Annotated in this window: 22 protein-coding genes and 1 tRNA gene; 13 read left to right on the top strand and 10 right to left on the bottom strand. The window is 72.6% G+C overall.

Features of this window, described 5'->3' with window-relative positions; translation table 11 throughout:
* Positions 1 to 71: 71 nt before the first annotated feature.
* Together IE217_RS04265 and IE217_RS04260 are read right to left on the bottom strand one after the other, a co-directional pair.
* Positions 72 to 662 carry a TetR/AcrR family transcriptional regulator gene (locus IE217_RS04265; protein ID WP_190176325.1) on the bottom strand — a complete coding sequence of 197 codons (591 nt, stop codon included), beginning with the start codon at positions 660 to 662 and terminating at the stop codon, positions 72 to 74.
* Complete coding sequence (locus IE217_RS04260) at positions 659 to 2,173, bottom strand: 3-hydroxyacyl-CoA dehydrogenase (RefSeq protein ID WP_190176324.1); 1,515 nt, start codon at positions 2,171 to 2,173, stop codon at positions 659 to 661. Before IE217_RS04260 ends, IE217_RS04265 begins: the two co-directional genes overlap by 4 nt.
* Before the next feature lie 171 nt (positions 2,174 to 2,344).
* On the opposite strand from IE217_RS04260, the gene paaN reads away from it, so the two are divergent.
* A complete protein-coding gene (gene paaN / locus IE217_RS04255; RefSeq protein WP_190176323.1) occupies positions 2,345 to 4,036 on the top strand; it encodes a phenylacetic acid degradation protein PaaN in 1,692 nt (563 codons plus the stop codon).
* Between the two features lie 139 nt (positions 4,037 to 4,175).
* Here the strand turns inward: paaN and IE217_RS04250 are convergent, their stop codons facing one another.
* The 3 genes from IE217_RS04250 to IE217_RS04240 are packed head-to-tail and all read right to left on the bottom strand — an operon-like array spanning position 4,176 to position 6,771.
* Positions 4,176 to 4,928, bottom strand: a complete 753-nt coding sequence (locus IE217_RS04250; protein WP_190176322.1) for a TrmH family RNA methyltransferase — start codon at positions 4,926 to 4,928, stop codon at positions 4,176 to 4,178.
* A complete protein-coding gene (locus IE217_RS04245; protein ID WP_190176321.1) occupies positions 4,925 to 6,136 on the bottom strand; it encodes an HTTM domain-containing protein in 1,212 nt (403 codons plus the stop codon). The genes IE217_RS04250 and IE217_RS04245 overlap by 4 nt, the downstream gene beginning before the upstream one ends.
* The gene (locus tag IE217_RS04240) at positions 6,133 to 6,771 is read right to left on the bottom strand and encodes a DUF5819 family protein (RefSeq protein ID WP_373297954.1); all 639 of its coding nucleotides are present in this window, start codon (positions 6,769 to 6,771) and stop codon (positions 6,133 to 6,135) included. The genes IE217_RS04245 and IE217_RS04240 overlap by 4 nt, the downstream gene beginning before the upstream one ends.
* Positions 6,772 to 7,757: 986 nt before the next feature.
* Between IE217_RS04240 and paaA the strand changes: the two genes are divergently transcribed.
* From paaA to IE217_RS04210, 6 genes are all read left to right on the top strand, one after another.
* Positions 7,758 to 8,792 (top strand): 1,2-phenylacetyl-CoA epoxidase subunit PaaA, encoded by a 1,035-nt coding sequence (paaA, locus tag IE217_RS04235; RefSeq protein WP_190176320.1) that lies wholly within the window; start codon positions 7,758 to 7,760, stop codon positions 8,790 to 8,792.
* Positions 8,789 to 9,076 carry a 1,2-phenylacetyl-CoA epoxidase subunit PaaB gene (paaB, locus tag IE217_RS04230; protein WP_190176319.1) on the top strand — a complete coding sequence of 96 codons (288 nt, stop codon included), beginning with the start codon at positions 8,789 to 8,791 and terminating at the stop codon, positions 9,074 to 9,076. The genes paaA and paaB overlap by 4 nt, the downstream gene beginning before the upstream one ends.
* Positions 9,073 to 9,798, top strand: a complete 726-nt coding sequence (gene paaC / locus IE217_RS04225; RefSeq protein WP_190176318.1) for a 1,2-phenylacetyl-CoA epoxidase subunit PaaC — start codon at positions 9,073 to 9,075, stop codon at positions 9,796 to 9,798. Before paaB ends, paaC begins: the two co-directional genes overlap by 4 nt.
* Positions 9,792 to 10,367: a 1,2-phenylacetyl-CoA epoxidase subunit PaaD gene (paaD, locus tag IE217_RS04220; RefSeq protein WP_190176317.1), complete on the top strand. Its 576-nt coding sequence runs from the start codon at positions 9,792 to 9,794 to the stop codon at positions 10,365 to 10,367. The genes paaC and paaD overlap by 7 nt, the downstream gene beginning before the upstream one ends.
* Positions 10,367 to 11,431, top strand: a complete 1,065-nt coding sequence (locus IE217_RS04215; RefSeq protein ID WP_190176316.1) for a 2Fe-2S iron-sulfur cluster-binding protein — start codon at positions 10,367 to 10,369, stop codon at positions 11,429 to 11,431. The genes paaD and IE217_RS04215 overlap by 1 nt, the downstream gene beginning before the upstream one ends.
* 344 nt (positions 11,432 to 11,775) lie before the next feature.
* On the top strand, positions 11,776 to 12,972 hold the full coding sequence (locus IE217_RS04210) for an acyl-CoA dehydrogenase family protein (protein WP_190176315.1): 1,197 nt from the start codon (positions 11,776 to 11,778) through the stop codon (positions 12,970 to 12,972).
* 122 nt (positions 12,973 to 13,094) lie between these two features.
* Here the strand turns inward: IE217_RS04210 and IE217_RS04205 are convergent, their stop codons facing one another.
* The 4 genes from IE217_RS04205 to IE217_RS04190 form a co-directional block, all read right to left on the bottom strand.
* Positions 13,095 to 13,442: a rhodanese-like domain-containing protein gene (locus IE217_RS04205; protein ID WP_190176314.1), complete on the bottom strand. Its 348-nt coding sequence runs from the start codon at positions 13,440 to 13,442 to the stop codon at positions 13,095 to 13,097.
* 47 nt (positions 13,443 to 13,489) lie between these two features.
* The gene (locus IE217_RS04200) at positions 13,490 to 14,338 is read right to left on the bottom strand and encodes a hypothetical protein (protein ID WP_190176313.1); all 849 of its coding nucleotides are present in this window, start codon (positions 14,336 to 14,338) and stop codon (positions 13,490 to 13,492) included.
* Positions 14,339 to 14,462: 124 nt separating this feature from the next.
* The gene (locus IE217_RS04195; RefSeq protein ID WP_229865015.1) at positions 14,463 to 15,893 is read right to left on the bottom strand and encodes a DUF2252 domain-containing protein; all 1,431 of its coding nucleotides are present in this window, start codon (positions 15,891 to 15,893) and stop codon (positions 14,463 to 14,465) included.
* A 235-nt stretch (positions 15,894 to 16,128) separates the two neighbouring features.
* Positions 16,129 to 16,635, bottom strand: coding sequence for a MarR family winged helix-turn-helix transcriptional regulator (locus IE217_RS04190; protein ID WP_190176312.1), 507 nt, complete (start codon positions 16,633 to 16,635; stop codon positions 16,129 to 16,131).
* Between the two features lie 83 nt (positions 16,636 to 16,718).
* On the opposite strand from IE217_RS04190, the gene IE217_RS04185 reads away from it, so the two are divergent.
* Positions 16,719 to 18,563: a chloride channel protein gene (locus tag IE217_RS04185; RefSeq protein ID WP_190176311.1), complete on the top strand. Its 1,845-nt coding sequence runs from the start codon at positions 16,719 to 16,721 to the stop codon at positions 18,561 to 18,563.
* 235 nt (positions 18,564 to 18,798) lie between these two features.
* Here IE217_RS04185 and IE217_RS04180 read toward each other — a convergent pair.
* A tRNA-Leu gene (locus IE217_RS04180) sits at positions 18,799 to 18,885 on the bottom strand.
* A 456-nt stretch (positions 18,886 to 19,341) separates the two neighbouring features.
* On the opposite strand from IE217_RS04180, the gene IE217_RS04175 reads away from it, so the two are divergent.
* The 5 genes from IE217_RS04175 (at position 19,342) to IE217_RS04155 (ending at position 25,385) form a co-directional block, all read left to right on the top strand.
* The gene (locus tag IE217_RS04175; RefSeq protein ID WP_190176310.1) at positions 19,342 to 20,205 is read left to right on the top strand and encodes an FHA domain-containing protein; all 864 of its coding nucleotides are present in this window, start codon (positions 19,342 to 19,344) and stop codon (positions 20,203 to 20,205) included.
* Positions 20,206 to 20,215: 10 nt separating this feature from the next.
* Entirely contained in the window at positions 20,216 to 20,737 is a 522-nt protein-coding gene (locus tag IE217_RS04170; protein WP_190176309.1) for an FHA domain-containing protein FhaB/FipA, read from the top strand.
* Between the two features lie 128 nt (positions 20,738 to 20,865).
* Entirely contained in the window at positions 20,866 to 22,440 is a 1,575-nt protein-coding gene (locus IE217_RS04165; RefSeq protein ID WP_229865014.1) for a Stp1/IreP family PP2C-type Ser/Thr phosphatase, read from the top strand.
* A 27-nt stretch (positions 22,441 to 22,467) separates the two neighbouring features.
* Positions 22,468 to 23,904 carry an FtsW/RodA/SpoVE family cell cycle protein gene (locus IE217_RS04160; protein ID WP_190176308.1) on the top strand — a complete coding sequence of 479 codons (1,437 nt, stop codon included), beginning with the start codon at positions 22,468 to 22,470 and terminating at the stop codon, positions 23,902 to 23,904.
* A complete protein-coding gene (locus IE217_RS04155) occupies positions 23,901 to 25,385 on the top strand; it encodes a peptidoglycan D,D-transpeptidase FtsI family protein (protein ID WP_190176307.1) in 1,485 nt (494 codons plus the stop codon). The genes IE217_RS04160 and IE217_RS04155 overlap by 4 nt, the downstream gene beginning before the upstream one ends.
* Positions 25,386 to 25,483: the final 98 nt, after the last annotated feature.

Below are 25,483 nucleotides of genomic sequence, written 5' to 3'. Positions count from 1 at the left end.
GGATGACAGCTCGCGCGGCCCCCTCAGCCGTCCTTGCGCAGTCTCCCTCAGCCGTCCTTGCGCACGCCCCCTCAGCCGTCCTTGCGCAGCCCCCCGAAGACCAGCCGCGCGACCGCGTCGGCGACTTCGCGCTCGCCCGCGCCGCGCCCGTCGGGCCGGTACCACTCCACGATGGAGTTGATCATCCCGAACACCAGCCGGGTCGCCAGGCGCCCCTCGATGTCGTCGCGCACGTCCCCGTCCTCGGCCGCCGCCTCGAGCAGCGCGGCCACCCGGTGGTCGAACTCCCGGCGCCGCTCCAGCGCCCACCGCTCGGTCGCGGTGTTGCCGCGCACCCGCAGCAGCAGCGTGACGTAGGGCAGTTCTGCGATGAGCACCTCGACCATGCGCCGCACGACGTACTCCAGTCGCCCGGCGGCACGCCCCACGCGCGCGTGCTCCTCGTCGAGGATCCCGAACAGGCCGTCCAGCGCCCGGCTCACCGCGCGCCGCAGCAGCTCCTCCTTGCCGGCCACGTGGTGGTAGATCGACGACTTGGAGATGCCGGCCGCGCGGGACAGGTGCTCCATGGAGGTGCCGTCGTAGCCGCGCTCGTTGAAGACGCGCACCGCGACCGACAGCAGCGTCTCGGGCGTGTACGTGTCGCGTCTGGCGGTGGTCACGAGGCGCCCTCCCGCTTCTCCGTGGCGTACGCGTGCCGGTACAGCGCCAGCGACGGGGCGTACCGTCCGGACGGGTCGCGCAGATGCAGGTCGTCCAGGAGGTCGTAGGCCCAGGTCCGGCCGAGCCGGCGGCTCCATTCGAAGGGGCCGAGGGGGTAGTTGACCCCGAGGCGCATCGCGGTGTCGATGTCCTCCTCGGTGGCCACGCCCTTGGCCACGGCGTCCAGCGCGAGGTCGACGATCCGCGCGACCGTGCGGGCGACGATCATGCCGGGGACGTCGCCGATGACGCTGACGTCCTTGCCGAGCGCCTGGAAGAGGCCGATGGCCTCGGCGAGGGTCTGCGCGGCGGTGTCCTGGGACGAGGACAGGGCCACACGGGTGGCGCGGCGGTAGTCGAGCGCGAGGTCGAAGTAGACGACGTCCCGGAACTCCACGGACGTCTGCCCGTCGGCGAGGACCAGCTGTCCCCCGCTCGGCAGCACCAGCCGGGTGCCGTGGTCCTCGTCCTCCTCGCGCACCGGGATGCCCGCCTCGCGGATCAGCGCGAGCAGCTCCGAGGCCGGCCCCAGGTCGCCCTCGGCGACCACGTACGCGGGCGGCCGCGCCTTCTCGGCGGTGTGCGGCTCGGGCCGGTCGGCGCCGTCGGAGTGGTCGTACCAGCCGTGTCCGCTCTTGCGGCCGAGCCGGCCGGACTCGACCAGGCGCCGCTGGGCGAGCGAGGGGGTGAAGCGCACGTCCTGGAAGAAGGACTGCCACACCGAATGGGTGACGGACTCGTTGACGTCCTGGCCGATGAGGTCGGTCAGTTCGAAGGCGCCCATCCGGAAGCCGCCGGACTCGCGCAGGACCGCGTCGATGGTGGCGGGGTCGGCGGCCTGCGCCTCGTAGACCGCGAACGCCTCGGCGTAGAAGGGGCGGGCGATGCGGTTGACGATGAAGCCGGGGGTGTCCGCGCAGGCGACCGGCGTCTTGCCCCAGGCGCGGGCCGTCTCGTACGCGCGCGTGGCCGACGTGACGTCGGTGGCGAACCCGGAGACGACCTCCACCAGCGGCATCAGCGGGGCCGGGTTGAAGAAGTGCAGGCCCACGAAGCGGCCCGGGTGGCGCAGCGCCCCGCCGATGGCGGTCACCGACAGGGAGGAGGTGTTGGTGGCGAGCAGGCAGTCGTCGGTGACGATGTCCTCGAGCGCGCGCAGCAGCTCCTGCTTGACGTCGAGCCGCTCCAGTACGGCCTCGACGACCAGGGAGCAGTCCGCGAGCTCGTCCAGGCTCCCGGCGGGCTTCAGACGGGCGCGGGCGGCGTCCCGGTCGGCGCCGGTGAGCCGGTCCTTGGCGACGAGCCGGTCGAGCCGGGCGCCGATCGCGTCGGCCGCCTCCCGTGCCCGCCCGGGCACGGAGTCGTACAGGCGTACGGGATGACCGGCGACCAGCGCGACCTGGGCTATTCCCTGGCCCATGGTGCCGGTGCCGACGACGGCCACGGGGCTGCTGAGGTCGAGTGCTGTCATGTGCGCGATCCTCCCGCACGGCGTTGTCCACGGATGCGGCGGACCCCCTTGTCCCGACCGATCGTTCGGTTACTCTAACCCTGACCGCCTGTTCCTGCCCATGGTTGTGACCATGGTTCCGCCCAGGTCAGGGCTCGACGAGGAGCCCTCGAGACGAGGAGTTGGTCCCGTATGGCCGCCGAACTGACCCCGCACGAGCTGATCGCCAGGCACCGGCCCACCCTGGACCAGGCCCTGGAGGCGATCCGCACGCGCGCGTACTGGTCGCCCCACCCCGAGCACCCCAAGGCCTACGGGGAGAACGGCAGCCTGGACGCCGGCGCCGGCAAGGCCGCCTTCGACGCCGTCCTCGGTACCCGCATCGACCTCGGCCAGCCCGGCACGGACGACTGGGTCGGCGGCGAGGTCTCGCCGTACGGCGTCGAACTGGGCGTGACCTACCCGCACGCCGACATCGACGTGCTGCTGCCCGCCATGAAGGCCGGGCAGCGCGCCTGGCGTGACGCGGGCGCGGAGACGCGCGCGATGGTGTGCCTGGAGATCCTCAAGCGCATCAGCGACCGGACGCACGAGTTCGCCCACGCGGTCATGCACACCTCCGGCCAGGCCTTCATGATGGCGTTCCAGGCGGGCGGCCCGCACGCCCAGGACCGCGGCCTGGAAGCCGTGGCCTACGCGTACGTGGAGCAGGTGCGCACCCCCGACACCGCCGAGTGGACCAAGCCGCAGGGCAAACGCGACCCGCTCGTCCTCACCAAGCAGTTCACGCCGGTCCCGCGCGGGATCGCGCTGCTGATCGGCTGCAACACCTTCCCGACGTGGAACGGCTACCCGGGCCTGTTCGCCTCCCTCGCCACCGGCAACGCCGTCCTGGTCAAGCCGCACCCGCGCGCGGTGCTGCCGCTCGCCCTGACCGTCCAGGTGGCCCGCGAGGTGCTCGCCGAGGCCGGCTTCGACCCCAACCTGGTGGCGCTGGCCGCCGAGCGGCCCGGCGAGGGCATCGCCAAGACGCTGGCCACCCGACCCGAGATCAGGATCATCGACTACACCGGCTCGACGTCCTTCGGCGACTGGCTGGAGGCCAACGCCCGCCAGGCGCAGGTCTACACCGAGAAGGCCGGCGTCAACACGGTGATCGTGGACTCCACCGCCGACTACAAGGGCATGCTGTCCAACCTGGCCTTCTCGCTGTCCCTCTACAGCGGCCAGATGTGCACCACCCCGCAGAACCTGCTGATCCCCCGCGACGGCATCGCCACCGACCAGGGCCACAAGTCCTTCGACGAGGTGACCGCCGACCTCGCCAGGTCCGTGGACGCCCTGCTCGGCGACGACGCCCGGGCCAACGCCCTTCTCGGCGCGATCGTCAACCCCGACGTCAAGGCCCGCCTGGAGGCCGCCGCGGCCCTCGGCGAGGTCGCCCTGGCCTCCCGCGAGGTCGCCAACCCGGACTTCCCGGACGCGGTCGTGCGCACGCCGGTGATCGTGAAGCTGGACGGCGCGAAGCCCGACGCCGAGGCCGCCTACATGAGCGAGTGCTTCGGCCCCGTCTCCTTCGCCGTCGCCGTCGACTCGGCCGCCGACGCCGTGGAGCTGCTGCGCCGCACGGTCCGCGAGAAGGGCGCCATGACGGTCGGCGCCTACACCACCGACGAGGAGGTCGAGCAGGCGGTGCAGGAGGTGTGCCTCGAGGAGGCCGCCCAGCTGTCGCTCAACCTCACCGGCGGGGTGTACGTCAACCAGACCGCCGCCTTCTCCGACTTCCACGGCTCGGGCGGCAACCCCGCGGCCAACGCGGCCCTGTGCGACGGGGCGTTCGTGGCCAACCGCTTCCGGGTGGTCGAGGTCCGCCGGGAGGCGTAGGCCCTGCGGGAGGAGTAGGCCCTGCGGGACGGCCGGGGCCGGTCCGCCGTCCCCGGCCGGTCCACCGCCGACCGGGGCCGGTCCACCACCGTCCGCGGCCGGTCCACCACCGTCCGCGGCCGGTCCTGAGCGGGACCGGTCAGGACGGGACCGCGCCCCCGGTGGCGCTCCAGTGGTACAGCGTCATCGCCACGCTGGTGGCGAGGTTGTAGCTGGAGACCTGGGGGCGCATCGGCAGCGCCACCAGGTGGTCGGCGCGGACGCGCAGTCCGGCCGAGAGGCCGCTGCGCTCGGAGCCGAAGGCGAGGACGGCGTCGTCGGGCAGCTTCAGCCCGCGGATGTCCTCGCCCTCCGGGTCGAGCGCGAACAGCGGCCCGCGCGGGAGTTCGTCCACCGTCAGCCGCTCCACGGCGGTCGCGAAGTGCAGCCCCGCCCCGCCTCGCACCACCGTCGGATGCCAGGGGTCCAGGGTCCCGGTGGTGACGACCCCGGCGGCGCCGAAACCGGCGGCCAGGCGGATCACCGCTCCCGCGTTGCCCAGGTTGCGCGGCTCGTCCAGGACGACGACGGGCGCGCGGCGGGCCGTGTCGGTGAGCGCGCGCACATTGGCCTGCCTGGAGGGCCGTACGGCGAGCGCTGCCACCGCGGTGGGATGCGGCCGGGGCACCAGGGAGGCGTACGTCCCGGGCGGCACCTCGGCCAGCAGGGCGTCCAGCGTCCCGCGCACGTCGGGGGCCAGCTCGTCGGCCAGGGCGAGCGCCGCCCGCCGGTCGGCGGTGACGGCGACCGGCACCTCGGCCCCGAAGCGGACCGCGTGCTTGAGGGCGTGGAAGCCGTCGAGCAGCACACAGGCCCCGGCGAGCCGGCGCCAGGCGTCCACGGGATCGGTCATGCCGGGAAGCCTACGCGCGCCGGTTCGCTGTCCCCCGCTGAGCGCGGCTCGGGCAGCGCGGTGCTCTCCGGGTGCCGCCTCAGCCGGGCACGCGCGCGTGCCGCACCCTCGCCGAGCCGGCGCAGGAACGGCGTGGGCAGGAACACCGCGTCCGCGGTGATCATCGCCAGCGAGAAGAACGGCAGCCCCAGGACGACGGCGATCGCGGCGTGCTCGGTCATCATCACGGCCAGCAGGACGTTCTTGACCCGCCGGTTGAACAGGGTGAACGGGAAGGCGACCTGCGCCATCACCGTCCCGTAGGTCACCAGCATCACCATCGTGCCGCTGGAGGACATCAGGTCGCCCAGCGCGGGCCAGGGCGAGAAGTAGTCCAGGTGCAGCGGGTAGTACACGGCGGTGCCGTCCTGCCAGCGGGAGCCCTGGATCTTGTACCAGCCGGCGGTGGCGTAGATCAGGCACGCCTCGGCCATGATCACGAGCAGGGCGCCGTTGTGCACGACGCTCCCGACGACGTCGAACAGGATCCGCGGCTGGTTCCACCTGGCCCGCCGCCCGGCGGCCCACCACAGTGCCTGGCCGAGCCACACGGTCCACAGCAGCGCCGGCACGAACCACTCGCCCTGGAGCCGCCCCGCCGCGGTCACCGCGGCCAGCGCCAGCCCCAGCACGCTCCACAGCACGGGACCGGCCCGGTCGGGCAGCCGCTGCCCGCGCGCGCGGAGCGCACGGGCACGCGCAGCGCGCCGCGCGTCCAGCGACCAGACCTGGCCGCAGCGCGTGAAGACGAGGTACACCGACATCAGGTGCAGGACGTTGTCGCCGCCGTCGCCCACGAAGACGCTGCGGTTCTGCAGCGAGAGCACGCCGAGCATGAACAGCACCGACATCGTGCGCGTGCGCCAGCCCAGCAGCAGCAGCGCGCTCGCCAGCAACGCCAGCACGTAGACGGCCTCGAACCAGAACCGGCCCCGGAACCACAGCAGGACGGTGAAGGCCCCGTTGTTCTCGGTCAGCTGCCGGGCCAGGTCCCAGTTCCACGGCGCGTCGGGGCCGTACAGCTCCTGGCGGTGCGGGAACTCGCGCAGCAGGAACAACAGCCAGGTCCCGGAGAAGCCGATGCGTATGACGGCGCTCTGGTAAGGGGCGAGTGCCGATTCGGTGACCTTGCCGATCCCCCGGGAGAGCGACTGGGCGAGCGTGCTCACCGCACACCTCCGGCTGCCTTGCCGGCCGGGACGGTCCACCAGGGCAGCTGGCGGTACGCGGGCTTGTCCGACACCTTCTCACCACTCCATCGGGGCGGGGGCACGCTGGTGATCAGGCTGCGCACCTGCACGCGCGCGAGGACGTCGCCGGGGCCGGCCGCGTGGTCCCGGCCCAGGCGCAGCACGACGATCCGGCGCAGGTACTGCTCCGCCAGGGCGCCGCGCAGACCCATCGGCCGGCCTGCGGCGTCGTGCGAGGAGCCGTAGAAGTCGAAGGCCCGGCGCAGTTCGTTCTGCTGCGTGTGGCTGGGCAGCGGGTTGCCGTCGATGGCCCGGCCGTCCTCGGCGGACAGGTCGTACCAGCCCGTGGTACGGCTAGCCCCGTCGGACGTGCGGATCTCGGCGCGCACCTGGACGGCGATGTTCTGCTGGAGCGGGTTCGGCGCGAACAGCTTCCAGTTCTGTTCGAACTCCGGGTAGATCCACTCGTCCACGGCCCTGCCGTGCTGCCTGGTCAGCGTGTTGGACGGCGCGACGTGCAGGAACACCATGCCGAGATGGACACAGGCGACCACCGCGACCACCGCCAGCACCGCGGCGGCACCGACTTGGTACGGCAGCGACAGCGCGGCCACGCCGGAACCCGGCCGCACATCCGGCGCGGGAGCGCCCGATCCCCCGGCCCCGGCGCCTTCACCGGACGCGGGCGCTACGCCGGGGACATCACTGAGCGCGGGACCGTCGCCGGGTACGGGACCGCAGCCGGGTGCAGGACCGTCACTAGGTGCAGGACCGTCACTGGGTACGGACGCGTCGCCGGGTACGGACGCGTCGCCGGGTACGGACGCGTCGCCGGGTGTGGGACCGACACCGGATGCAGGGTCGTCGCCGGATGCAGGACCGTCGCCGGACGCGGGCCCCACGCCGGGTGCGGCCCGATCGACCGGCACGGCGGCACCGTCGGCCTCAGGGTCATCGCCGGACTCAGGCGCATCACGGGACTCAGGGTCATCGCCGGACTCGGAGGCATCACCGGACTCGGGGGGATCGCTGAGCGCGGGACCGCCCCCGGGTACGGGACCGCAGCCAGGTGCGGGCGCTTCGCCGGACGCGGACGCATCGCTGAGCGCGGGCTCACCGCCGCGTTCGGCACCGTCGCCTGACGCCGGACTCCCGGCGACGGAGGCCGCGGCCGGTTCCGGTGTGGCGTCGTCGGCCGCCGTGGCGGGCGAGGGGCCGCCCGGGTCCGCCGGCGGCCGGTCCGGACCGCCGGGCGATCCCGGCCCACGCCGCCGCTGCGGCGCGCCCGGGTCCTCGTCGTACGCGTCCATTCCTCCCCGTTCCCCGCTTCCCGCTCCCGGTCCGTCCCACGGCCGGCGGCCGCCTTCGGCGCCGCACGGAACGGTACTCAGGCGAGCCCGCCCGGCATACCCCCGGCCCCCGGACGACGCGGCACGCCCGCCGCGCACCGGTCCACGCGGGGACCGCGGGGTTTGTCCACAGGTGCCGCCGGCGGTTGTCCACAGCGGTTGACACCCTACGGCGGCGGACCGCACCATTGAATTCGACGGACCGAACGATCGGTCGGTAGACATGGAGAAGTCGAGGTCAGGGGGACCGAATGGCGACAGCAGCCGCGCACCGGACGGCCGGCACCCCGGCGCACGACGCCTCGGACGCCGCCGCGGGCACCGACGCCCGCCAGGCCGCCTTCGATGCGGCCGTGGCCGCCGACGAGCGCATCGAGCCACGGGACTGGATGCCCGACGCCTATCGCGCGACGCTGGTCCGGCAGATCGCCCAGCACGCCCATTCCGAGATCATCGGCATGCAGCCGGAGGCCAACTGGATCACGCGCGCACCCTCACTGCGCCGCAAGGCCATCCTGATGGCCAAGGTGCAGGACGAGGCCGGCCACGGGCTGTATCTCTACAGCGCGGCCGAGACCCTGGGCACCAGCCGCGAGGAACTGCTGGACAAGCTGCACAGCGGCCGCCAGAAGTACTCCTCGATCTTCAACTACCCCACGCTGACCTGGGCCGACGTAGGCGCGATCGGCTGGCTGGTGGACGGCGCCGCGATCACCAACCAGGTCCCCCTGTGCCGCTGCTCCTACGGCCCCTACGCCCGCGCGATGGTCCGCGTCTGCAAGGAGGAGTCCTTCCACCAGCGCCAGGGATACGAGCTGCTGCTGGCCCTCAGCCGGGGCACGCCCGAGCAGCACGCGATGGCCCAGGACGCGGTGAACCGCTGGTGGTGGCCGTCGCTGATGATGTTCGGCCCGCCCGACGACGCCTCCCAGCACTCCGCGCAGTCGATGGCCTGGAAGATCAAGCGCCATTCCAACGACGAACTGCGCCAGCGCTTCGTCGACATATGCGTCCCCCAGGCCGAGAGCCTCGGCCTCACCCTCCCCGACCCGGACCTGAAGTGGAACGAGGAGCGGGGGCACCACGACTTCGGCGCCATCGACTGGACCGAGTTCTGGGACGTCCTCAAGGGCAACGGCCCGTGCAACGAACAGCGCCTGACCCAGCGCCGCCGGGCGCACGACGAGGGCGCGTGGGTACGGGAGGCGGCCGCGGCCCACGCGGCCAAGCACAGTGGCGAGCACACCGGCGCGGTAGCCGGCCGGACGGGAGTGAAGCAGGCATGACCAACAGCGACTGGCCTCTGTGGGAGGTCTTCGTGCGCTCACGGCGCGGGCTGTCCCACACCCACGCCGGCAGCCTGCACGCCCCGGACGCGGAGCTCGCCCTGCGCAACGCGCGCGACCTCTACACCCGGCGCGGCGAGGGCGTCTCGATCTGGGTCGTGCCCTCCGCGGCGATCACGGCCTCCTCGCCCGACGAGAAGGACCCCTTCTTCGAGCCGGCCGCCGACAAGCCCTACCGCCACCCGACCTTCTACGAGATCCCGGAAGGGGTGAAGCACCTGTGACCGCCACCGTCCCCGTCCCCACGACGGCCGCCCTCGCCCTCGGCGACGACGCCCTGGTGCTCTCCCACCGACTGGGGGAGTGGGCCGGTCACGCGCCCGTACTGGAGGAGGAGGTCGCCCTCGCCAACATCGCCCTCGACCTGCTGGGCCAGGCCCGGGTCCTGCTGTCGATGGCGGGCGACGAGGACGAACTGGCCTTCCTGCGCGAGGAGCGCGCCTTCACCAACCTCCAGCTGGTCGAGCAGCCCAACGGCGACTTCGCCCACACCATCGCCCGCCAACTGTACTTCTCCACCTACCAGCACCTGCTCTACGCCGAACTGGCGCGGGGCGACGGCAGGTTCGCGCCGCTGGCGGCGAAGGCCGTCAAGGAGGTCGCCTACCACCGCGACCACGCCGAGCAGTGGACGCTGCGGCTCGGCGACGGCACCGACGTCAGCCACGAGCGGATGCGGCGCGCGTGCGAGGCGCTGTGGCGGTTCACCGGCGAGATGTTCCAGCCGGTGCGGGGACTCGACGTCGACTGGCCGGGCCTGGAGGCCGCCTGGCTGGACGCCGTGAGCGACGTGCTGCGCCGGGCCACCCTGACCGTGCCCGAGGGCCCCCGCTCCGGGGCGTGGGCGGCGGGCGCCGGCCGCCAGGGCCTGCACACCGAACCGTTCGGGCGGATGCTCGCCGAGATGCAGCACCTGCACCGCAGCCACCCGGGAGCGTCATGGTGACCGCCACGGCCGCGACCCCGCTGGAGAGCGAGCTGCTGCGGCTCGCGGGTTCGGTGCCCGACCCCGAGCTGCCCGTGCTCACCCTCCTGGAGCTGGGCGTGGTCCGCTCGGTTCACCTGCGCGGCGCGGACGCGGTCGAGGTGGAGATGACCCCGACCTACACCGGCTGCCCGGCGATCGAGGCGATGTCCCTGGACATCGAGCGCGTGCTGCGCGAGCACGGCATGCGGGAGGTCACCGTGCGCACCGTGCTCTCCCCCGCCTGGTCCACCGACGACATCACCGACGAAGGGCGGCGCAAGCTGCGGGAGTTCGGCATAGCTCCCCCGCGCGTACGCGCGGCCTCCGGTCCCGTCCCGCTGGAGCTCGGCGCCACGCGCACGCTCGCGGCGGACGGGGAGCGGACCGCCGCCCCCGCCGGTCACGCCCCCGGCTCCGGGCCCGTCCCCTGCCCGCACTGCGGTTCGGACGACACCGAGCTGCTCAGCCGCTTCTCCTCCACGGCGTGCAAGGCGCTGCGCCGCTGCCTGGCCTGCCGGGAACCCTTCGACCACTTCAAGGAGGTGTGATGGCCCGCTTCCACCCGCTCGAGGTGACGGCGGTCGACCGGCTCACCGACGACTCCGTCGCGCTCACCTTCGCGGTGCCCCCGGAGCTGCGCGAGGAGTACCGGCACGCGCCGGGCCAGCACCTCGCACTGCGCCGGGTGTCCGACGGGGCGGAGATACGGCGGACGTACTCGATCTGCTCGGCGGCCCCGGACCCCGACGGCGAGGGGCCCAGCAGCCTGCGGGTGGGGGTGCGGCTGGTGGACGGCGGCGCGTTCTCCACCTACGCGCTCAAGGAGATCGACCTCGGCGACCGGGTGGAGGTCATGACCCCGGCGGGCCGCTTCACCCTCCAGCCCGCGCCCGGTCTGTACGCGGCGGTCGTCGGCGGCAGCGGCATCACCCCGGTGCTGTCCATCGCCTCGACCCTGCTGGCCCGCGAGCCCCGGGCCCGCTTCTGCCTGATACGCAGCGACCGGACCACCGCCTCGACGATGTTCCTGGAGGAGGTCGCCGACCTGAAGGACCGCTACCCCGACCGGCTGCACCTGGTCACGGTGCTCTCCCGGGAGGAGCAGCAGGCCGGCCTGCCGTCCGGGCGGCTCGACCAGGAGCGGCTCGAGGGGCTGTTGCCGGCGCTGCTGCCGGTGGCGGACGTGGCGGGATGGTTCCTGTGCGGGCCCTACGGGCTGGTGCAGGGCGCCGAGCGGGCGCTGCGGGGCCTCGGGGTGGCCCGGGCCCGGATCCACCAGGAGATCTTCCACGTGGACGGCGGCAAGGACCCCGGCCCGGCGGTCGCGGCCCCCGCGCACAGCACGGTGACCGTCCGGCTCGACGGCCGCGGCGGGACCTGGCCGGTCCAGGAGGGGGAGACCCTGCTGGAGACGGTCCTGCGCAACCGCCCCGACGCGCCCTACGCCTGCAAGGGCGGTGTCTGCGGCACCTGCCGGGCCTTCCTGGTCGAGGGCGAGGTCCGCATGGACCGCAACTTCGCGCTGGAGCCGGAGGAGACGGAGGCAGGGTACGTACTGGCATGCCAGTCCCACCCGGCCACGGAGAAGGTGGAGCTGGACTTCGACCGCTAGGGCCTCTCTTCCGGATCTTGCCGCCGGTCGCGGGGGCTGGCACGCACTCCCCCAAGCTCTTCGAGCAGGGGGGACCCCCAGCGGCGTTGTCGTCACTCGCCGACTCCCCCAAGCTCTTGACGAGCAAGGGGGGACCCCCATCGCGTCGGCTCCCTCCTCCGCCTTGCATCTGCACGCACCAGACCCCGCTCGAGTCGGCCAAGAGGTGAGGTGACTCGGGGCCGGCCTGATCCGGAAGAAAGACCCTAGCGGCCGGCAGCCCGTGACGGCCCTTCCCTTCTCCTAGAACCTGTTCTACCTTGCGCCCCGTCAGATCAGTGGCGGCGCACGGGAGGGCAGGGACCGTGGACTTCACCTTCACCGAGGAGCAGCAGGCGGCGGCCGAGGCGGCGAAGGGCGTCCTCGCCTCGGTCGCGCCGGACGCCGTGCCCAGCCCGTCGCGCACCAGCGGCGCCGTGGCCGAGGACTTCGACCGGGCGCTGTGGGCGCGGCTGGCGGACGCGGATCTGCTGAGCCTGCTGCTCTCCGGGGAGTTGGGCGGGGCCGGCCTGGACGCCGTCGCGCTGTGCCTGGTGCTGCGCGAGTCGGCCGGGGTGCTGGCACGGGTGCCGCTGCTGGAGCACAGCGCGGCTGCGGCGGCCGTACAGGCCTACGGGGCCAAGGAGTTGGCGTCCGAGCTGCTTCCCGCGGCCGGCCGGGGCGAGACGGTGCTCACCGTCGCCGCGCACGGCCGCACCGGCCACGACCCCGCCGAACTCGCCGTCACCGCGAGGCGGGACGGGGACGCCTGGGTGCTGGACGGGGTGCAGACGGCGGTGGCCTGGGCGTACGGCGCGGACGCCATCCTCGTCCCCGCGCACACCGGCGCAGGCGACGCGGCAGGCACCGACGGCAGCGGCGGCACCGGCGCCGAGTCCCCCGGCGAACCGGCGGACCGCAGCGTCCTCGCGCTGGTCCCCCGGGGCCATGAGGGCGCCGGGCTCGCCGAGCAGATCTCCACCACCGGTGAGCGCCTCGGCGAACTGCGGCTGGAGAACGCGCGCATCCCCGCCCACCACGTGATCGAGGCCGACGGCGCCTGGGAGTGGCTGCGCGAGCTGCTCACCACCGGGACGTGCGCGCTGGCGCTCGGGCTCGGCACCCGGGTGCTGCGCATGACCGCCGACTACACCGGCCGGCGGGAGCAGTTCGGGCATCCGATCGCGACGTTCCAGGCCGTCGCGATGCAGGCCGCCGACCGTTACATCGACCTGAGCGCGATGGAGGCCACGCTCTGGCAGGCCGCGTGGCGGATCTCGTCGGGGGCGCCCGGTGCGCTGCCCGCCGCCGCGGACGTGACCGTGGCCAAGATCTGGGCGGCGGAGGGCGTACGGAGGGTCGTCCAGACCGCGCAGCACCTGCACGGAGGGTTCGGCGCCGACACCGACTACCCGCTGCACCGCTATCACGCCTGGGCCAAGCACCTGGAACTCTCGCTCGGCCCGGCGGCGGCCCACGAGGAGGCCCTGGGCGACCTCCTGGCGGCGCACGCGGCGAACTGACCCGGCGGCAAGGCGGCGGGACGCACGAGAGCGGCCCGAGCGGTCCTCACCGCACAGGTACCCGCTACAACGCCCGGCCGCGCTGGCTCGGACCGCTACAGCACGTAGCTGGGCACGTACCGCTACAGCACGTGGCCGGGCTTGCCCTCGTCCGTCACGACGGGACGGCCCGAGGCCGCCCACACCTGCATGCCGCCGTCCACGTTCACCGCGTCGACGCCCTGCTGCGCCAGGTACATCGCGACCTGGGCCGAGCGGCCGCCGGAACGGCAGATGACATGGATCCGCCCGTCCTGGGGAGCCGCCTCGGTCAGTTCGCCGTAACGGGCGACGAACTCGCTGACGGGGATGTGCAGCGCCCCCTCGGCGTGACCGGCCCGCCACTCGTCGTCCTCGCGCACGTCCAGCAGGAAGTCGCCGTCCTTGAGGTCGCCGACCTCGACCGTGGGTACACCAGCTCCGAAATGCATGGTCCGACGCTACCCGACACCACCCGGCGCGATGGCCCCGAGCGGCCTCACTCCTCGGCGAGCAGCGACGCCAGTTGGGCCTCGCGGCCGGCCACGTCCCCGCGCAGCTGCTCGGCGATCTCCTCCAGGAGCCGGTCGGGGTCGTCGGGGGCCAGCCGGAGCATCGCCGCGATCGCGCTGTCCTCCAGCTGCTTGGCGACGTGCGTCAGCAGCTCCTTGCGCTGCGCGAGCCACTCCAGACGGGCGTAGAGCTCCTCGGCGGCGCTCGGCCGCTGCTCCGGCGGCCTGGGGCCAGCGGCCCATTCCTCGGCCAGCTCCCGCAGCTCGTCCTCGGCGCCGCGGGCGTAGGCGGCGTTGACGCGGGTGATGAACTCCTCGCGCCGCTCGCGCTCGTCGGCCTCCTGGGCCAGGTCGGGGTGGGCCTTGCGGGCCAGTTCGCGGTAGAGCCGGCGGGCCTCCTCGCTGGGCCGCACCCGCTGCGGGGGCCGCACCGGCTGGTCGGTGAGCATCGCGCCGGCCTCCGGGAACAGGCCCTCGCCGTCCATCCAGCCGTGCAGCAGCTCCTCCACACCGGGGATCGGCTGCAGATCCGCCCGCGCCTCGCGCGCCCGGCGCAGGTCCTCGGGGTCGCCGGTGCGCGCGGCCCTGGCCTCGGCGATCCTCACGTCCAGCTCCTCGAGCCGGGCGTAGAGGGGGCCGAGGCGCTGCTCGTGCAGCCGGGAGAAGTTCTCGACCTCCACCCGGAAGGTCTCCACCGCGATCTCGTAATCGATGAGTGCCTGCTCGGCGGCCCGCACGGCCCGCTCAAGCCGCTCCTCGGGGCGTGCCGCAGCGCCCTCGGACGTCGCCCGATCCGCTCCGGCGACGCCGCCCTGCTCAGCTTCCGGGGTCGTCACCCGACCAGCGTAGGCCACGCCACACCCGCCCCCGGCCCCACCGGCCGAACCCACACCACAGCCCCACCCCGGCCCCACCGGCCGAACCGTGCACCACAGCCTCGCCCCGGCCCCCGGCCCCGCCTCACACCCCGAGCTCCGCCGCCACCCTCCCCGACCGCACCGCCGCCACCAGGTCGGCGTGGTCGGCCTCGGTGCGGTCGGCGTAGGCGACGGCGAACGCGGCGACGGCCTCGTCGAGCTCCTCGTTCTTGCCGCAGTAGCCCGAGATCAGGCGCGGGTCGGCGCTGTGCGCGTGGGCGCGGGCCAGCAGCGCGCCGGTCATCCGGCCGTAGTCGTCGATCTGGTCGGCGGACAGCGCCGCCGGGTCCACGCTGCCCTTGCGGTTGCGGAACTGCCGTACCTGGAAGGGCCGCCCGTCGACGGTCGTCCAGCCCAGCAGGATGTCGCTGACCACCTGCATGCGCTTCTGCCCGAGCACCACCCGCCGGCCCTCGTGGTCCACCTCGGCGGTCCGCAGACCGGTGGCCTCCAGATGCGGTACGAGCGCCGAGGGCCGGGCCTCCTTGACCTGGAGCACCAGCGGCTCGCCCCGGTGGTCCAGGAGCAGCACCACGTAGGACCGGGTGCCCACGCTGCCCGTGCCGACCACCCGGAAGGCCACGTCGTGCACGGCGTACCGGGCCAGCAGGGGCAGCCGGTCCTCCGACAGCGTGGTGAGGTACGCCTCCAGCGAGGCGGCCACCGCCGCGGCCTCGGCGTCCGGCACCCGGCGCAGCACCGGCGGGGCGTCCACGAAGCGGCGCCCGCCGTCCTCGGCCGGCTCGGTCGACCGGGCCGCGAACCGTCCGCTGGTGTTGGCCCGCGCCTTCTCCGAGACCCGCTCCAGCGTGCCGAGCAGGTCGTGGGCGTCGGTGTGGGAGACGAGCTCCTCGTCGGCGATGGCGTTCCAGGCGTCCAGGACGGGGAGGCGGGCCAGCAGCCGCATGGTGCGCCGGTAGGCCCCGGCGGCGTCCTGCGCGGCCCGGCGGCAGCTGTCCTCGTCGCAGCCCGCCTCCCGCCCGGCGAGGACCAGCGAGGCGGCGAGCCGCTTGAGGTCCCACTCCCAGGGGCCGTGGACCGTCTCGTCGAAGTCGTTGAGGTCGATGACCAGTGCGCCGCGGGCGTCGCCGTAGAGGCCGAAGTTGGCCCCGTGGGCGTCACCGCAGATCTGCGCGCCGATCCCGGTCACGGGGGTGCGCGCCAGGTCGTACGCCATCAGGCCCGCCGAACCGCGCAGGAACGCGAACGGGGTCGCCGCCATCCTGCCCACCCGGATCGGCGTCAGCTCGGGTATGCGGCCCCGGTTGGACTCCTCGACGGCGGCCACGGCGCCGGGCCGGCCGGCGTCCGCCTCGAACGCGGCGTGCGCGGACCGCGCGACGCGCTGCCGCAGCGCCTTGCCCTCCGCCTTGGGCGAGCCGTCCGCGGGCCACCGCGCGAACCCCGCCACCGCCGGCACCCGCCTTGGGTGCCCGCCGCCGTCGCCTTCGGCCGTAGCCGTGACCTCGGTCATCCCGACCGCCCTCCCCCTCATGTCCACGCCGGACCGACGCGCCCCGACCGTACAGGGAGGCGCCCGCCCGCACACCGGCTCGACCCGGCGCCGGACACCGGACGGCCTTGAGACCTTCCTCACAGCCCAACGGAGGAGGTGTCGCCGGGCCTGGCGCTGCCGACCGCTCGGGCGGCCGCGCCGACTCGGACCCCCGGAACCCACCCCTGACGCGGAAGCCGGAGCGGTGGGTGAGTCAGTTCCAGCCGGGCAGCAGCAGCTCTCCGTAGGTTCCGGGGTCGACCTGTGGTTCTCCGGCGGCGTCGGCGAACGCCTGCAGTGCCTCCACCATCGCGCTGCGGCGCTCGGCGGGCATGGCCCCCACGATGCGGGTGATCTCCTCTTGGCGGCGTCGGGTCACCTGGTGCACCACGCGCTGCCCGACGGAGGTGAGGGCGAGCTTCGCGGCGCGGCGGTCCGCCGGGTCGGTGGTGCGCTCGACCATGCCGGCGGCGATGAGCCGATCCGCCATGCGCATGGCGGTGGAGGGGTTGACCGCCAGGTGCTCGGCCAGCCGGGAGAGATTGACCGGCCCCCCGGCCTCCAGCACCACCAGCATGCGGAACTGCGGCACGGTCAGTGCTTCCCCCACGGCTGCCAGCGAGCGGGCCGAAACGGCGACGAGAGCCCGGGATGCGGTGACGACGGCGGCGACCATCTCGGTGACTCCGGCGGGTGCGGGGGCCGGTTTCGCTTCGGACATGAGTCCAGTTCTACCCGGTCGGGTGGGGCGGCCGGGCCCGGCCTCATTTCCCCGCACCAGGCAAATTTTGCATAATGCATGTTATGACTGACACCGCGTCCCCTGCCCTCCCCGCCCCTGTCGTCGGTCCGGGTGCACCGGTCGGGCCCCTGACGGCCCAGCGCGGCCTGCGGCGCGGCTGGAGTGCGCTGCGCGAGTCCAAAGGCGGCCTGCTTGTCCTGTCCTTGCTGGTCGGAGCAGGAGCCGGAGGCGGTGCGCTGGTCTTCCGATGGCTCATCGAGACCTTCACGCTGTGGCTGTCCGGCCACGGCGACTACTCGGCCGCCGGCCATGCGGCCAACCCGCATGCGCCCTGGCTGGGCCGTTACTTCGTGCTCGCTGCCCCCGTGCTGGCCGGGCTGGTCTACGGCCCGCTGGTCCACCGCTTCGCCCGGGAAGCCCGCGGTCACGGCGTGCCCGAGGTGATGTACGCGGTCGCCCGGCGCGGAGGCCGCATCGCGCCCCAGGTCGCGGCCGTCAAGGCGCTCGCCTCGGCGCTGTGCATCGGCGGCGGCGGCTCGGTCGGCCGTGAAGGGCCGATCGTGCAGATCGGCTCCGCACTCGGCTCCACCCTGGGCACCTGGGTCAAGGTCGCAGAAGACCGGCTGCGCGTGCTGGTGGCCTGCGGCGCGGCCGGCGGCATCGCGGCCACCTTCAACGCCCCGCTGGCCGGCGTGTTCTTCGCCATGGAGCTGATCCTGCGCGACTTCACCGCCGAAGCCTTCGGCATGGTCGTCCTCGCCTCGGTCACCGCCAGCGTCATCGGACGCGCCTCCTTCGGCAACACTCCCTTCCTCCACCTGCCCCCCTTCCATGTCCAGCACCTGGCCCAGTACGGGCTGTTCGCGCTGCTCGGCCTGCTCGCCGGAGTGGTCGGCGTGACGTTCAGCAAGGTGCTCTACCGCGTCGAAGACGCCTGCGACGCGTTCTGGCGGGGACCGGAGTGGGCGCGCCCCGCGGCGGGTGGCGTGCTGCTGGGCGGCCTGCTGCTGGTGCTGCCCCAGATGTACGGCGTCGGCTATCCCGTCCTGCAGGACGCCCTGGCCGGCCGCTACGCCCTGCTGTTCCTGCTGGCACTGCTGGTGGGGAAGATGGCCGCCACCTCACTCACCATCGGGATCGGCGGCTCCGGGGGCGTTTTCGCACCCAGCCTGTTCATCGGCGCTATGCTCGGTTCCTTCTTCGGCCGCGCCGCCGGCGACCTGCTGCCCCACCTGGCGGGCCCAGCCGGCGCCTACGGGCTGGTCGGCATGGGCGCGGTCTTCGCCGGGGCCGCCCGCGCCCCCATCACCGCGGTCATCATCCTGTTCGAGCTCACGGGCGAGTACACGATCATCCTCCCCCTGATGGCCGCGGTCGTGCTCGCCACCGGCGTCAGCCGCGTGCTGACCGGCGAGACCATCTACACCGCCAAACTCCGTCGCCGCGGCGTCGACATCGACTCCCCCGCCCCCGGCACCCCAGCCGCCGCGCTGACCGTTCGCGACGCGATGGAACCCACCCCCGCCACCCTCTCGGAGACCACCACGCTCGCCCAGGCCGCCGACGCGCTCGCCCGATCACCCCACGGCGCCCTGCCCGTCCTGGCCGCCGACGGCACCTACCGCGGTGTCGCCACCGCCCGCACCGTCGCCGAAACCCTCGCCGACGACACCCACGCCGCCTCCTCCGTCGGCACGATCGCCCACCTGCCGGCCGCCGTCACCCCCGCCACCGCCCTCGACCGAGCCCTGCGTTCTCTCGCCGGCGCCGACAGCCAAGCCCTGCCCGTCCTCGACGAGGACCGCACCCAGCTGATCGGCTGGATCAGCCACCGCAGCGTCCTGACAGCCCTCGACCACGCCAACGTCCAACGGACGGCCCCGCACCGCGATCCCGCCCACCCGTAGCCGACCGGTACTGCGGAACGCCCTGAGACCTTGCTCACAAGCCACCCGTAGCCCACGGCCGAACAGCAGCCCGCAGCAGAGCAACCGAAGATCGACGCCTGAACAGAACGGACCGCCGACGGCCCTCAGCCGTCGGCGGTCCATGTGTTTCTGCCCACAACACCGGAACGGGCGGCATCATGATCGATGCCGCCCGTTCCGTCGGTGCAATCGGAGCACCCTCATCGGTGCTCCCTGGTGCGCGAGGGGGGAGTTGAACCCCCACGCCCTTGCGGGCACTGGAACCTGAATCCAGCGCGTCTGCCTATTCCGCCACCCGCGCATTGGGTGTGTCCTCCGGCTCCTGCCCCTTGGGGCCCGGCGCCTTCCGACATCCAGAACATTAGCACGCCGTCCGGGGTGGGTTCACATCCCTTTCCCCCGGGCATGCGCCACCCCGAGCACCCGCGCCGGCCTCGCGAGGACCGGCCCCGCCCACTCCCCTGGAGGCCCCCGCTCCGTATCAGCCTGTGCCTGTTCACGTATCAACCTCGTACCGGTAGCACCGGTGGTCCCGGGAGGCGGGCGAGGTCCACGGCCGGGTGCGGGACACTGGTCTGCAGCCGCCTCTACGATCCTGGGCAGAGGTACGGCGAGAAGCACGGCGGGAGCAGGCGCCGACACCGGTCGGCGGGGCCGACAGGGGGAACCAGCCGATTTACCGGCGCGTGGATACGATCAGTAAGCAGTACCGGGTAAGCAGGACGCAACACGACGGCAACGACGGAGGAGGTGCCCCATGGGAGTCCTGAAGAAGTTCGAGCAACGTCTCGAAGGTCTGGTCAACGGCACCTTCGCCAAGGTCTTCAAGTCCGAGGTCCAGCCGGTGGAGATCGCGGGCGCGCTCCAGCGCGAGTGCGACAACAACGCGACCATCTGGAACCGCGACCGCACGGTCGTGCCCAACGACTTCATCGTCGAACTCAGCGCGCCCGACTACGAGCGCCTGAGCCCGTACTCCGGCCAGCTCGGCGACGAGCTCGCCGGCATGGTGCGCGACTACGCCAAGCAGCAGCGCTACACCTTCATGGGCCCGATCAAGGTCCACCTGGAGAAGGCGGAGGACCTCGACACCGGCCTGTACCGGGTGCGCAGCCGCACGCTCGCCTCCTCCAGCAGCCAGCAGGCCCCCCAGGGGCCCGCCGCGGGCCCGTCCGGCCGTCCCGGCGCCCCCGGGGGCTACGGCTACCCGCCCGCCGCCGGCCCCGCCGCCGCGCCGCCCATGCCGGCCGCGCCGCCGCCCGGCCGCCCCGGCGGCTACGGCTACCCGCAGCCCGCTTCCCAGCGGCCCACGCAGGCCCCCGGCGCGAGCGCCGGCGGCCGCACCCGCTACTGGATCGAGATCAACGGCAACCGCCATCAGATCTCCCGCCCGACGCTGGTGCTGGGCCGCAGCACCGACGCCGACGTGCGGATCGACGACCCCGGCGTCTCCCGTCGGCACTGCGAGATCCGGACCGGAACGCCCTCGACGATCCAGGATCTCGGCTCCACCAACGGCATCGTGGTGGACGGGCAGCACACCACCCGCGCTACGCTCCGCGACGGCTCGCGGATCGTCGTGGGCAGCACCACCGTTATCTATAGGCAAGCCGAAGGGTGAAGCGGGGGCAATGTCAGAGCTGACCCTCACGGTCATGCGGCTGGGTTTCCTGGCCGTACTGTGGCTGTTCGTGATCGTGGCCGTGCAGGTCATCCGCAGCGACCTGTTCGGTACGCGCGTCACCCAGCGCGGCGCCCGCCGCGAGGCGGCCCGGCCGCAGCAGGCCGCCCGCCAGGCCGCCGCGCCCCCGCAGCAGCGCGGACAGCAGTCCGGCGGCGGCGGCCGGCAGCGCCGCAACGCCCCGACCAAGCTCGTGGTGACCGAGGGCACACTCACCGGCACCACCGTCGCGCTGCAGGGCCAGACCATCACCCTGGGCCGCGCGCACGACTCCACGATCGTGCTGGACGACGACTACGCCTCCAGCAGGCATGCCAGGATCTACCCGGACCGCGACGGCCAGTGGATCGTCGAGGACCTCGGATCCACCAACGGCACGTACCTGGACCGGTCCCGGCTGACGACTCCCACGCCGATCCCGCTGGGCGCGCCGATCCGCATCGGCAAGACCGTCATCGAGCTGCGGAAGTAGTACTACGTCATGAAAGAGTGCGAGCGGAGCGAGCACGCAGCGGTGGCCGGCACCCCGGGCCCCGGCGCGCTCCCGACCGGAGGGTGGGCACCGTGCGGATGTACCCGGAGCCGACGGGCGAGGTGCGCATGAGTCTGTCACTGCGCTTCGCCGCCGGATCGCACAAAGGCATGATCCGCGAGGGCAACGAGGACTCCGGTTACGCCGGCCCGCGCCTGCTCGCGATCGCCGACGGCATGGGCGGCCAGGCCGCCGGCGAGGTCGCCTCCTCCGAGGTGATCTCCACCATCGTCGCCCTCGACGACGACATCCCGGGCTCCGACCTGCTCACCTCGCTCGGCCAGGCCGTGCAGCGCGCCAACGACCAGCTGCGCACCATGGTCGAGGAGGACCCCCAGCTCGAGGGCATGGGCACCACGCTCACCGCCCTGCTGTGGACCGGCCAGCGGCTCGGCCTCGTGCACGTCGGCGACTCGCGCGCCTACCTGCTGCGCGACGGCGTGCTCACACAGATCACGCAGGACCACACCTGGGTGCAGCGCCTCGTCGACGAGGGACGCATCACCGAGGAGGAGGCCAGCACCCACCCGCAGCGCGCCCTGCTGATGCGCGCCCTCGGCAGCGGCGAGCACGTCGAGCCCGACCTGTCCGTCCGCGAGGTCCGCGCCGGCGACCGCTACCTGATCTGCTCCGACGGCCTGTCCGGCGTCGTCTCCCACCAGACGATGGAGGAGACCCTCGCCAGCTACCAGGGCCCGCAGGAGACCGTGCAGGAGCTGATCCAGCTCGCGCTGCGCGGCGGCGGCCCGGACAACATCACCGTGATCGTCGCCGACGTGCTGGACCTGGACACCGGCGACACCCTCGCCGGGCAGCTGTCCGACACCCCGGTCGTGGTCGGCGCGGTCGCCGAGAACCAGAACCACCTGCACGACAACGGCATCATGCAGACCCCGGCCGGCCGCGCCTCCGGCCTCGGCCGCCGGCTGCCCGGACAGGGCGGCGGGGGCGGCGAGTTCGGCCCGCCCGGCTCCGGCGACACCACCGGCTACGTCCCGGCCGCCGGCTTCGGCGGCTACGACGACGAGGACTTCGTCAAGCCGAGGAAGGGCCGCAGGTGGCTCAAGAGATCCTTCTACGGCGTCCTCGCGCTCGCCGTGATCGGCGGCGGGCTCTACGGCGGCTACCGCTGGACGCAGACGCAGTACTTCGTCGGCGCCAACGACGAGCACGTGGCGCTGTACCGGGGCATCAGCCAGGACCTGGCCTGGGTGAAGCTGTCCGAGGTACAGAAGGACCACCCCGAGATCGAACTCAAGTACCTGCCGCCCTACCAGCAGAAGCAGGTGAAGGCCACGATCGCCGAGGGCGGTCTGGACGAGGCCCGCAAGAAGGTCGACGAGCTGTCCGTGCAGGCCTCCGCCTGCAAGAAGGAGGCCGAGCGGCGCACCGCCGAGTCCCAGAACAGCTCCAGGACGGCCCAGGGCAGGGCCAAGGGCACCACCGGCGCCGGCGCCACCACGGGAACCACCCGCACCGCCTTCACGTCCAAGGCGACGCCGACGCCCAACCCGTCGGCGTCGGCCAAGTCCCCGTCCCCGTCCACGTCTCCGTCCAAGTCCGCGACCGCGCCCACTCCCAGCCCCGGCCCCACTCTCTCGGAGGAAGAGCAGAAGGTCGTCTCGCTGTGCGGTAAGCAGTAGGCAAGCCGTGAGAGGCCCTGTCACACGATGAGCAGTACTACCAATCCGTCGACGCACCACACGTCCACGATCGGCGCCATCGGCGCGCCCAGCCGGCGCAACACCGAGCTGGCGCTGCTGGTCTTCGCGGTCGTCATCCCGGTGTTCGCCTACGCCAACGTGGGCCTGGCCATCAACAACCAGGTGCCCTCGGGGCTGCTGAGCTACGGCCTGGGCCTGGGTCTGCTGGCCGGCGTCGCCCACCTCGTCGTGCGCAAGTTCGCGCCGTACGCGGACCCGCTGCTGCTGCCGCTGGCCACCCTGCTCAACGGGCTCGGCCTGGTCGTCATCTGGCGTCTGGACCAGTCCAAGCTGCTGCAGTCCATCAAGCAGGCGGGCACGGCCGCGCCCCGGCAGCTGCTCTACACGGCGATGGGCATCGCCCTGTTCATCGTGGTGCTGATCTTCCTCAAGGACCACAGGGTCCTGCAGCGCTACACGTACATCTCCATGGTCGGCGCGCTGGTCCTGCTGCTGCTGCCGCTGGTGCCGGGCCTGGGCGCCAACATCTACGGCGCCAAGATCTGGATCTCGGTCGCCGGTTTCTCCATCCAGCCGGGCGAGTTCGCCAAGATCGTGCTCGCGATCTTCTTCGCGGGCTACCTGATGGTGAAGCGGGACGCGCTCGCCCTGGCCAGCCGCCGCTTCATGGGCCTGTACCTGCCGCGCGGCCGTGACCTCGGCCCGATCCTGGTGGTCTGGTTCATCTCGATCCTCATCCTGGTCTTCGAGACGGACCTCGGCACCTCGCTGCTGTTCTTCGGGATGTTCGTCATCATGCTGTACGTCGCCACCGAGCGGACCAGCTGGATCGTCTTCGGTCTGCTGATGTCCGCGGCCGGCGCCGTCGGCGTGGCGAGCTTCGAACCGCACGTGAAGATGCGCGTCCAGGCGTGGCTGGACCCGATGAAGGAGTACACGCTCAGCCAGGCGGGCGTCGGCGGCCACTCCGAGCAGTCGATGCAGGCGCTGTGGGCCTTCGGCTCCGGCGGCACCCTCGGCTCCGGCCTCGGGCAGGGCCACTCCGACCTCATCCGGTTCGCGGCCAACTCCGACTTCATCCTCGCCACGTTCGGCGAGGAGCTGGGCCTGGCCGGGATCATGGCGCTGCTGCTGATCTACGGCCTGATCGTGGAGCGGGGTGTGCGCACCGCGCTGGCGGCCCGCGACCCGTTCGGCAAGCTGCTGGCCATCGGCCTGTCGGGCGCCTTCGCGCTCCAGGTGTTCGTGGTCTCCGGCGGTGTGATGGGCCTCATCCCGCTCACCGGTATGACGATGCCCTTCGTCGCGTACGGCGGTTCGTCGGTGATCGCCAACTGGGCGCTCGTCGGCATCCTCATCCGGATCAGCGACACCGCGCGCCGCCCGGCGCCCGCCCCCGCCTCCAACCCCGACGCCGAGATGACCCAGGTGGTCCGCCCGTGAACAAGCCCCTGCGCCGGATCGCGATCTTCTGCGGCCTGTTGGTCCTCACCCTGCTGATCCGCGACAACTGGCTCCAGTACGTCAAGGCGGACAGCCTCAAGAACGACGACAAGAACCGCCGCGTCACCATCGCCCGCTACTCCACCCCGCGCGGCGACATCATCGTCGGCGGCAGCCCGGTCACGGGGTCGACCGAGACCAAGAGCAACGGCCTCAACGACCTCAAGTACAAGCGGACGTACAAGGACGGTCCCATGTGGGCGCCCGTCACCGGCTACGCCTCGCAGGCCTTCGGCGCCAACCAGCTGGAGAACATCGAGGACGGCATCCTCACCGGCAACGACGACCGGCTGTTCTTCCGCAACACCCTGGACATGATCACCGGCAAGCCCAAGCAGGGCGGCAACGTGGTCACCACGCTGAACGCGGCCGCGCAGAAGGCGGCGTACAACGGTCTGAAGGAGACCGGCGGCAAGGGCGCGGCGGTCGCGCTGGACCCCTCCACCGGCAAGATCCTCGCGCTCGCCTCCTACCCCTCCTACGACCCGTCGTCCTTCGCCGGCGCCTCCAACACGGACGCCGAGGCCTGGAAGAAGCTCCAGAAGAACGCCAACCCGGCCGACCCGATGCTGAACCGGGCGCTGCGCGAGACGTACCCGCCCGGCTCCACGTTCAAGGTGGTCACCGCGGCGGCCGCGCTGGAGAACGGGCTCTACAAGTCCGCTGACGAGGCGACCGACTCCCCGCTGCCGTACACGCTGCCGGACACGCACACCGAGCTGAAGAACGAGGGCGACATCCCCTGCAAGAACGCCACCATGCGTGAGGCGCTGCGGGTGTCCTGCAACACCGTCTTCGGCAAGATCGGCGCCGACCTCGGCAAGGACAAGATGCTCACGGAGGCGAAGAAGTTCGGCTTCGACGCCGAGCAGTACACGCCGGTGCGCACGGCGTCCTCCAACTTCCCCGAGGAGATGAACCGGCCCTCGACCGCGCTCAGCTCCATCGGCCAGTTCGAGACCGCGGCGACCCCGCTGCAGATGGCCATGGTGGCCTCCGCCGTCGCCAACGACGGCAAGCTGATGAAGCCCTACATGGTCGACATGCTCCAGACGCCGAACCTCGACCCGCTGGAGAAGACCGAGCCGCAGGAGCTGAGCCGGCCGCTGTCGGCGCAGAACGCTCAGATCCTGCAGTCGATGATGGAGACCGTCGTCAAGGACGGAACCGGCAAGAACGCGCAGATCCCGAACGTCACCGTGGGCGGCAAGACCGGTACCGCCCAGCACGGTGTCGCCAACAGCGCGAACCCCTACGCCTGGTTCATCTCCTACGCCAAGCTCCCCGACGGCAGCTCGCCGGTCGCGGTGGCGGTGGTGGTCGAGGACGAGAACGCCAACCGCGACGACATCTCCGGCGGCGGCCTCGCGGCGCCCATCGCCAAGAGCGTGATGGAGGCGGTCATCAACTCCAAGAAGTGACCCCGCTCACGTCCCCTTCACATCGGTGCACGTTGCGATACCGGTCCTGTATCGGGTGACGGGCTTGGCCAGGTCACACAGAGCGAGCCGGGTACGGT

This window comes from Streptomyces naganishii JCM 4654 (genome assembly GCF_014650575.1).
Lineage (GTDB): Bacteria > Actinomycetota > Actinomycetes > Streptomycetales > Streptomycetaceae > Streptomyces > Streptomyces naganishii.
Note: the sequence above shows the minus strand (reverse complement) of the source record. Positions and strands in the feature narration are given on the sequence as shown.

What these genes read in the sequence shown, in the direction of transcription:
- paaD (WP_190176317.1), top strand. Translation starts at nt 9,792, where the DNA reads ATGGTGACCGCCACGGCCGCGACCCCGCTGGAGAGCGAGCTGCTGCGG.
- paaA (WP_190176320.1), top strand. Translation starts at nt 7,758, where the DNA reads ATGGCGACAGCAGCCGCGCACCGGACGGCCGGCACCCCGGCGCACGAC.
- IE217_RS04190 (WP_190176312.1), bottom strand. Translation starts at nt 16,635, where the DNA reads ATGTCCGAAGCGAAACCGGCCCCCGCACCCGCCGGAGTCACCGAGATG.
- IE217_RS04260 (WP_190176324.1), bottom strand. Translation starts at nt 2,173, where the DNA reads ATGACAGCACTCGACCTCAGCAGCCCCGTGGCCGTCGTCGGCACCGGC.
- IE217_RS04195 (WP_229865015.1), bottom strand. Translation starts at nt 15,893, where the DNA reads ATGACCGAGGTCACGGCTACGGCCGAAGGCGACGGCGGCGGGCACCCA.
- IE217_RS04165 (WP_229865014.1), top strand. Translation starts at nt 20,866, where the DNA reads ATGAGTCTGTCACTGCGCTTCGCCGCCGGATCGCACAAAGGCATGATC.
- IE217_RS04175 (WP_190176310.1), top strand. Translation starts at nt 19,342, where the DNA reads ATGGGAGTCCTGAAGAAGTTCGAGCAACGTCTCGAAGGTCTGGTCAAC.
- IE217_RS04250 (WP_190176322.1), bottom strand. Translation starts at nt 4,928, where the DNA reads ATGACCGATCCCGTGGACGCCTGGCGCCGGCTCGCCGGGGCCTGTGTG.
- paaB (WP_190176319.1), top strand. Translation starts at nt 8,789, where the DNA reads ATGACCAACAGCGACTGGCCTCTGTGGGAGGTCTTCGTGCGCTCACGG.
- IE217_RS04215 (WP_190176316.1), top strand. Translation starts at nt 10,367, where the DNA reads ATGGCCCGCTTCCACCCGCTCGAGGTGACGGCGGTCGACCGGCTCACC.
- IE217_RS04160 (WP_190176308.1), top strand. Translation starts at nt 22,468, where the DNA reads ATGAGCAGTACTACCAATCCGTCGACGCACCACACGTCCACGATCGGC.
- IE217_RS04185 (WP_190176311.1), top strand. Translation starts at nt 16,719, where the DNA reads ATGACTGACACCGCGTCCCCTGCCCTCCCCGCCCCTGTCGTCGGTCCG.
- IE217_RS04170 (WP_190176309.1), top strand. Translation starts at nt 20,216, where the DNA reads ATGTCAGAGCTGACCCTCACGGTCATGCGGCTGGGTTTCCTGGCCGTA.
- paaN (WP_190176323.1), top strand. Translation starts at nt 2,345, where the DNA reads ATGGCCGCCGAACTGACCCCGCACGAGCTGATCGCCAGGCACCGGCCC.
- IE217_RS04205 (WP_190176314.1), bottom strand. Translation starts at nt 13,442, where the DNA reads ATGCATTTCGGAGCTGGTGTACCCACGGTCGAGGTCGGCGACCTCAAG.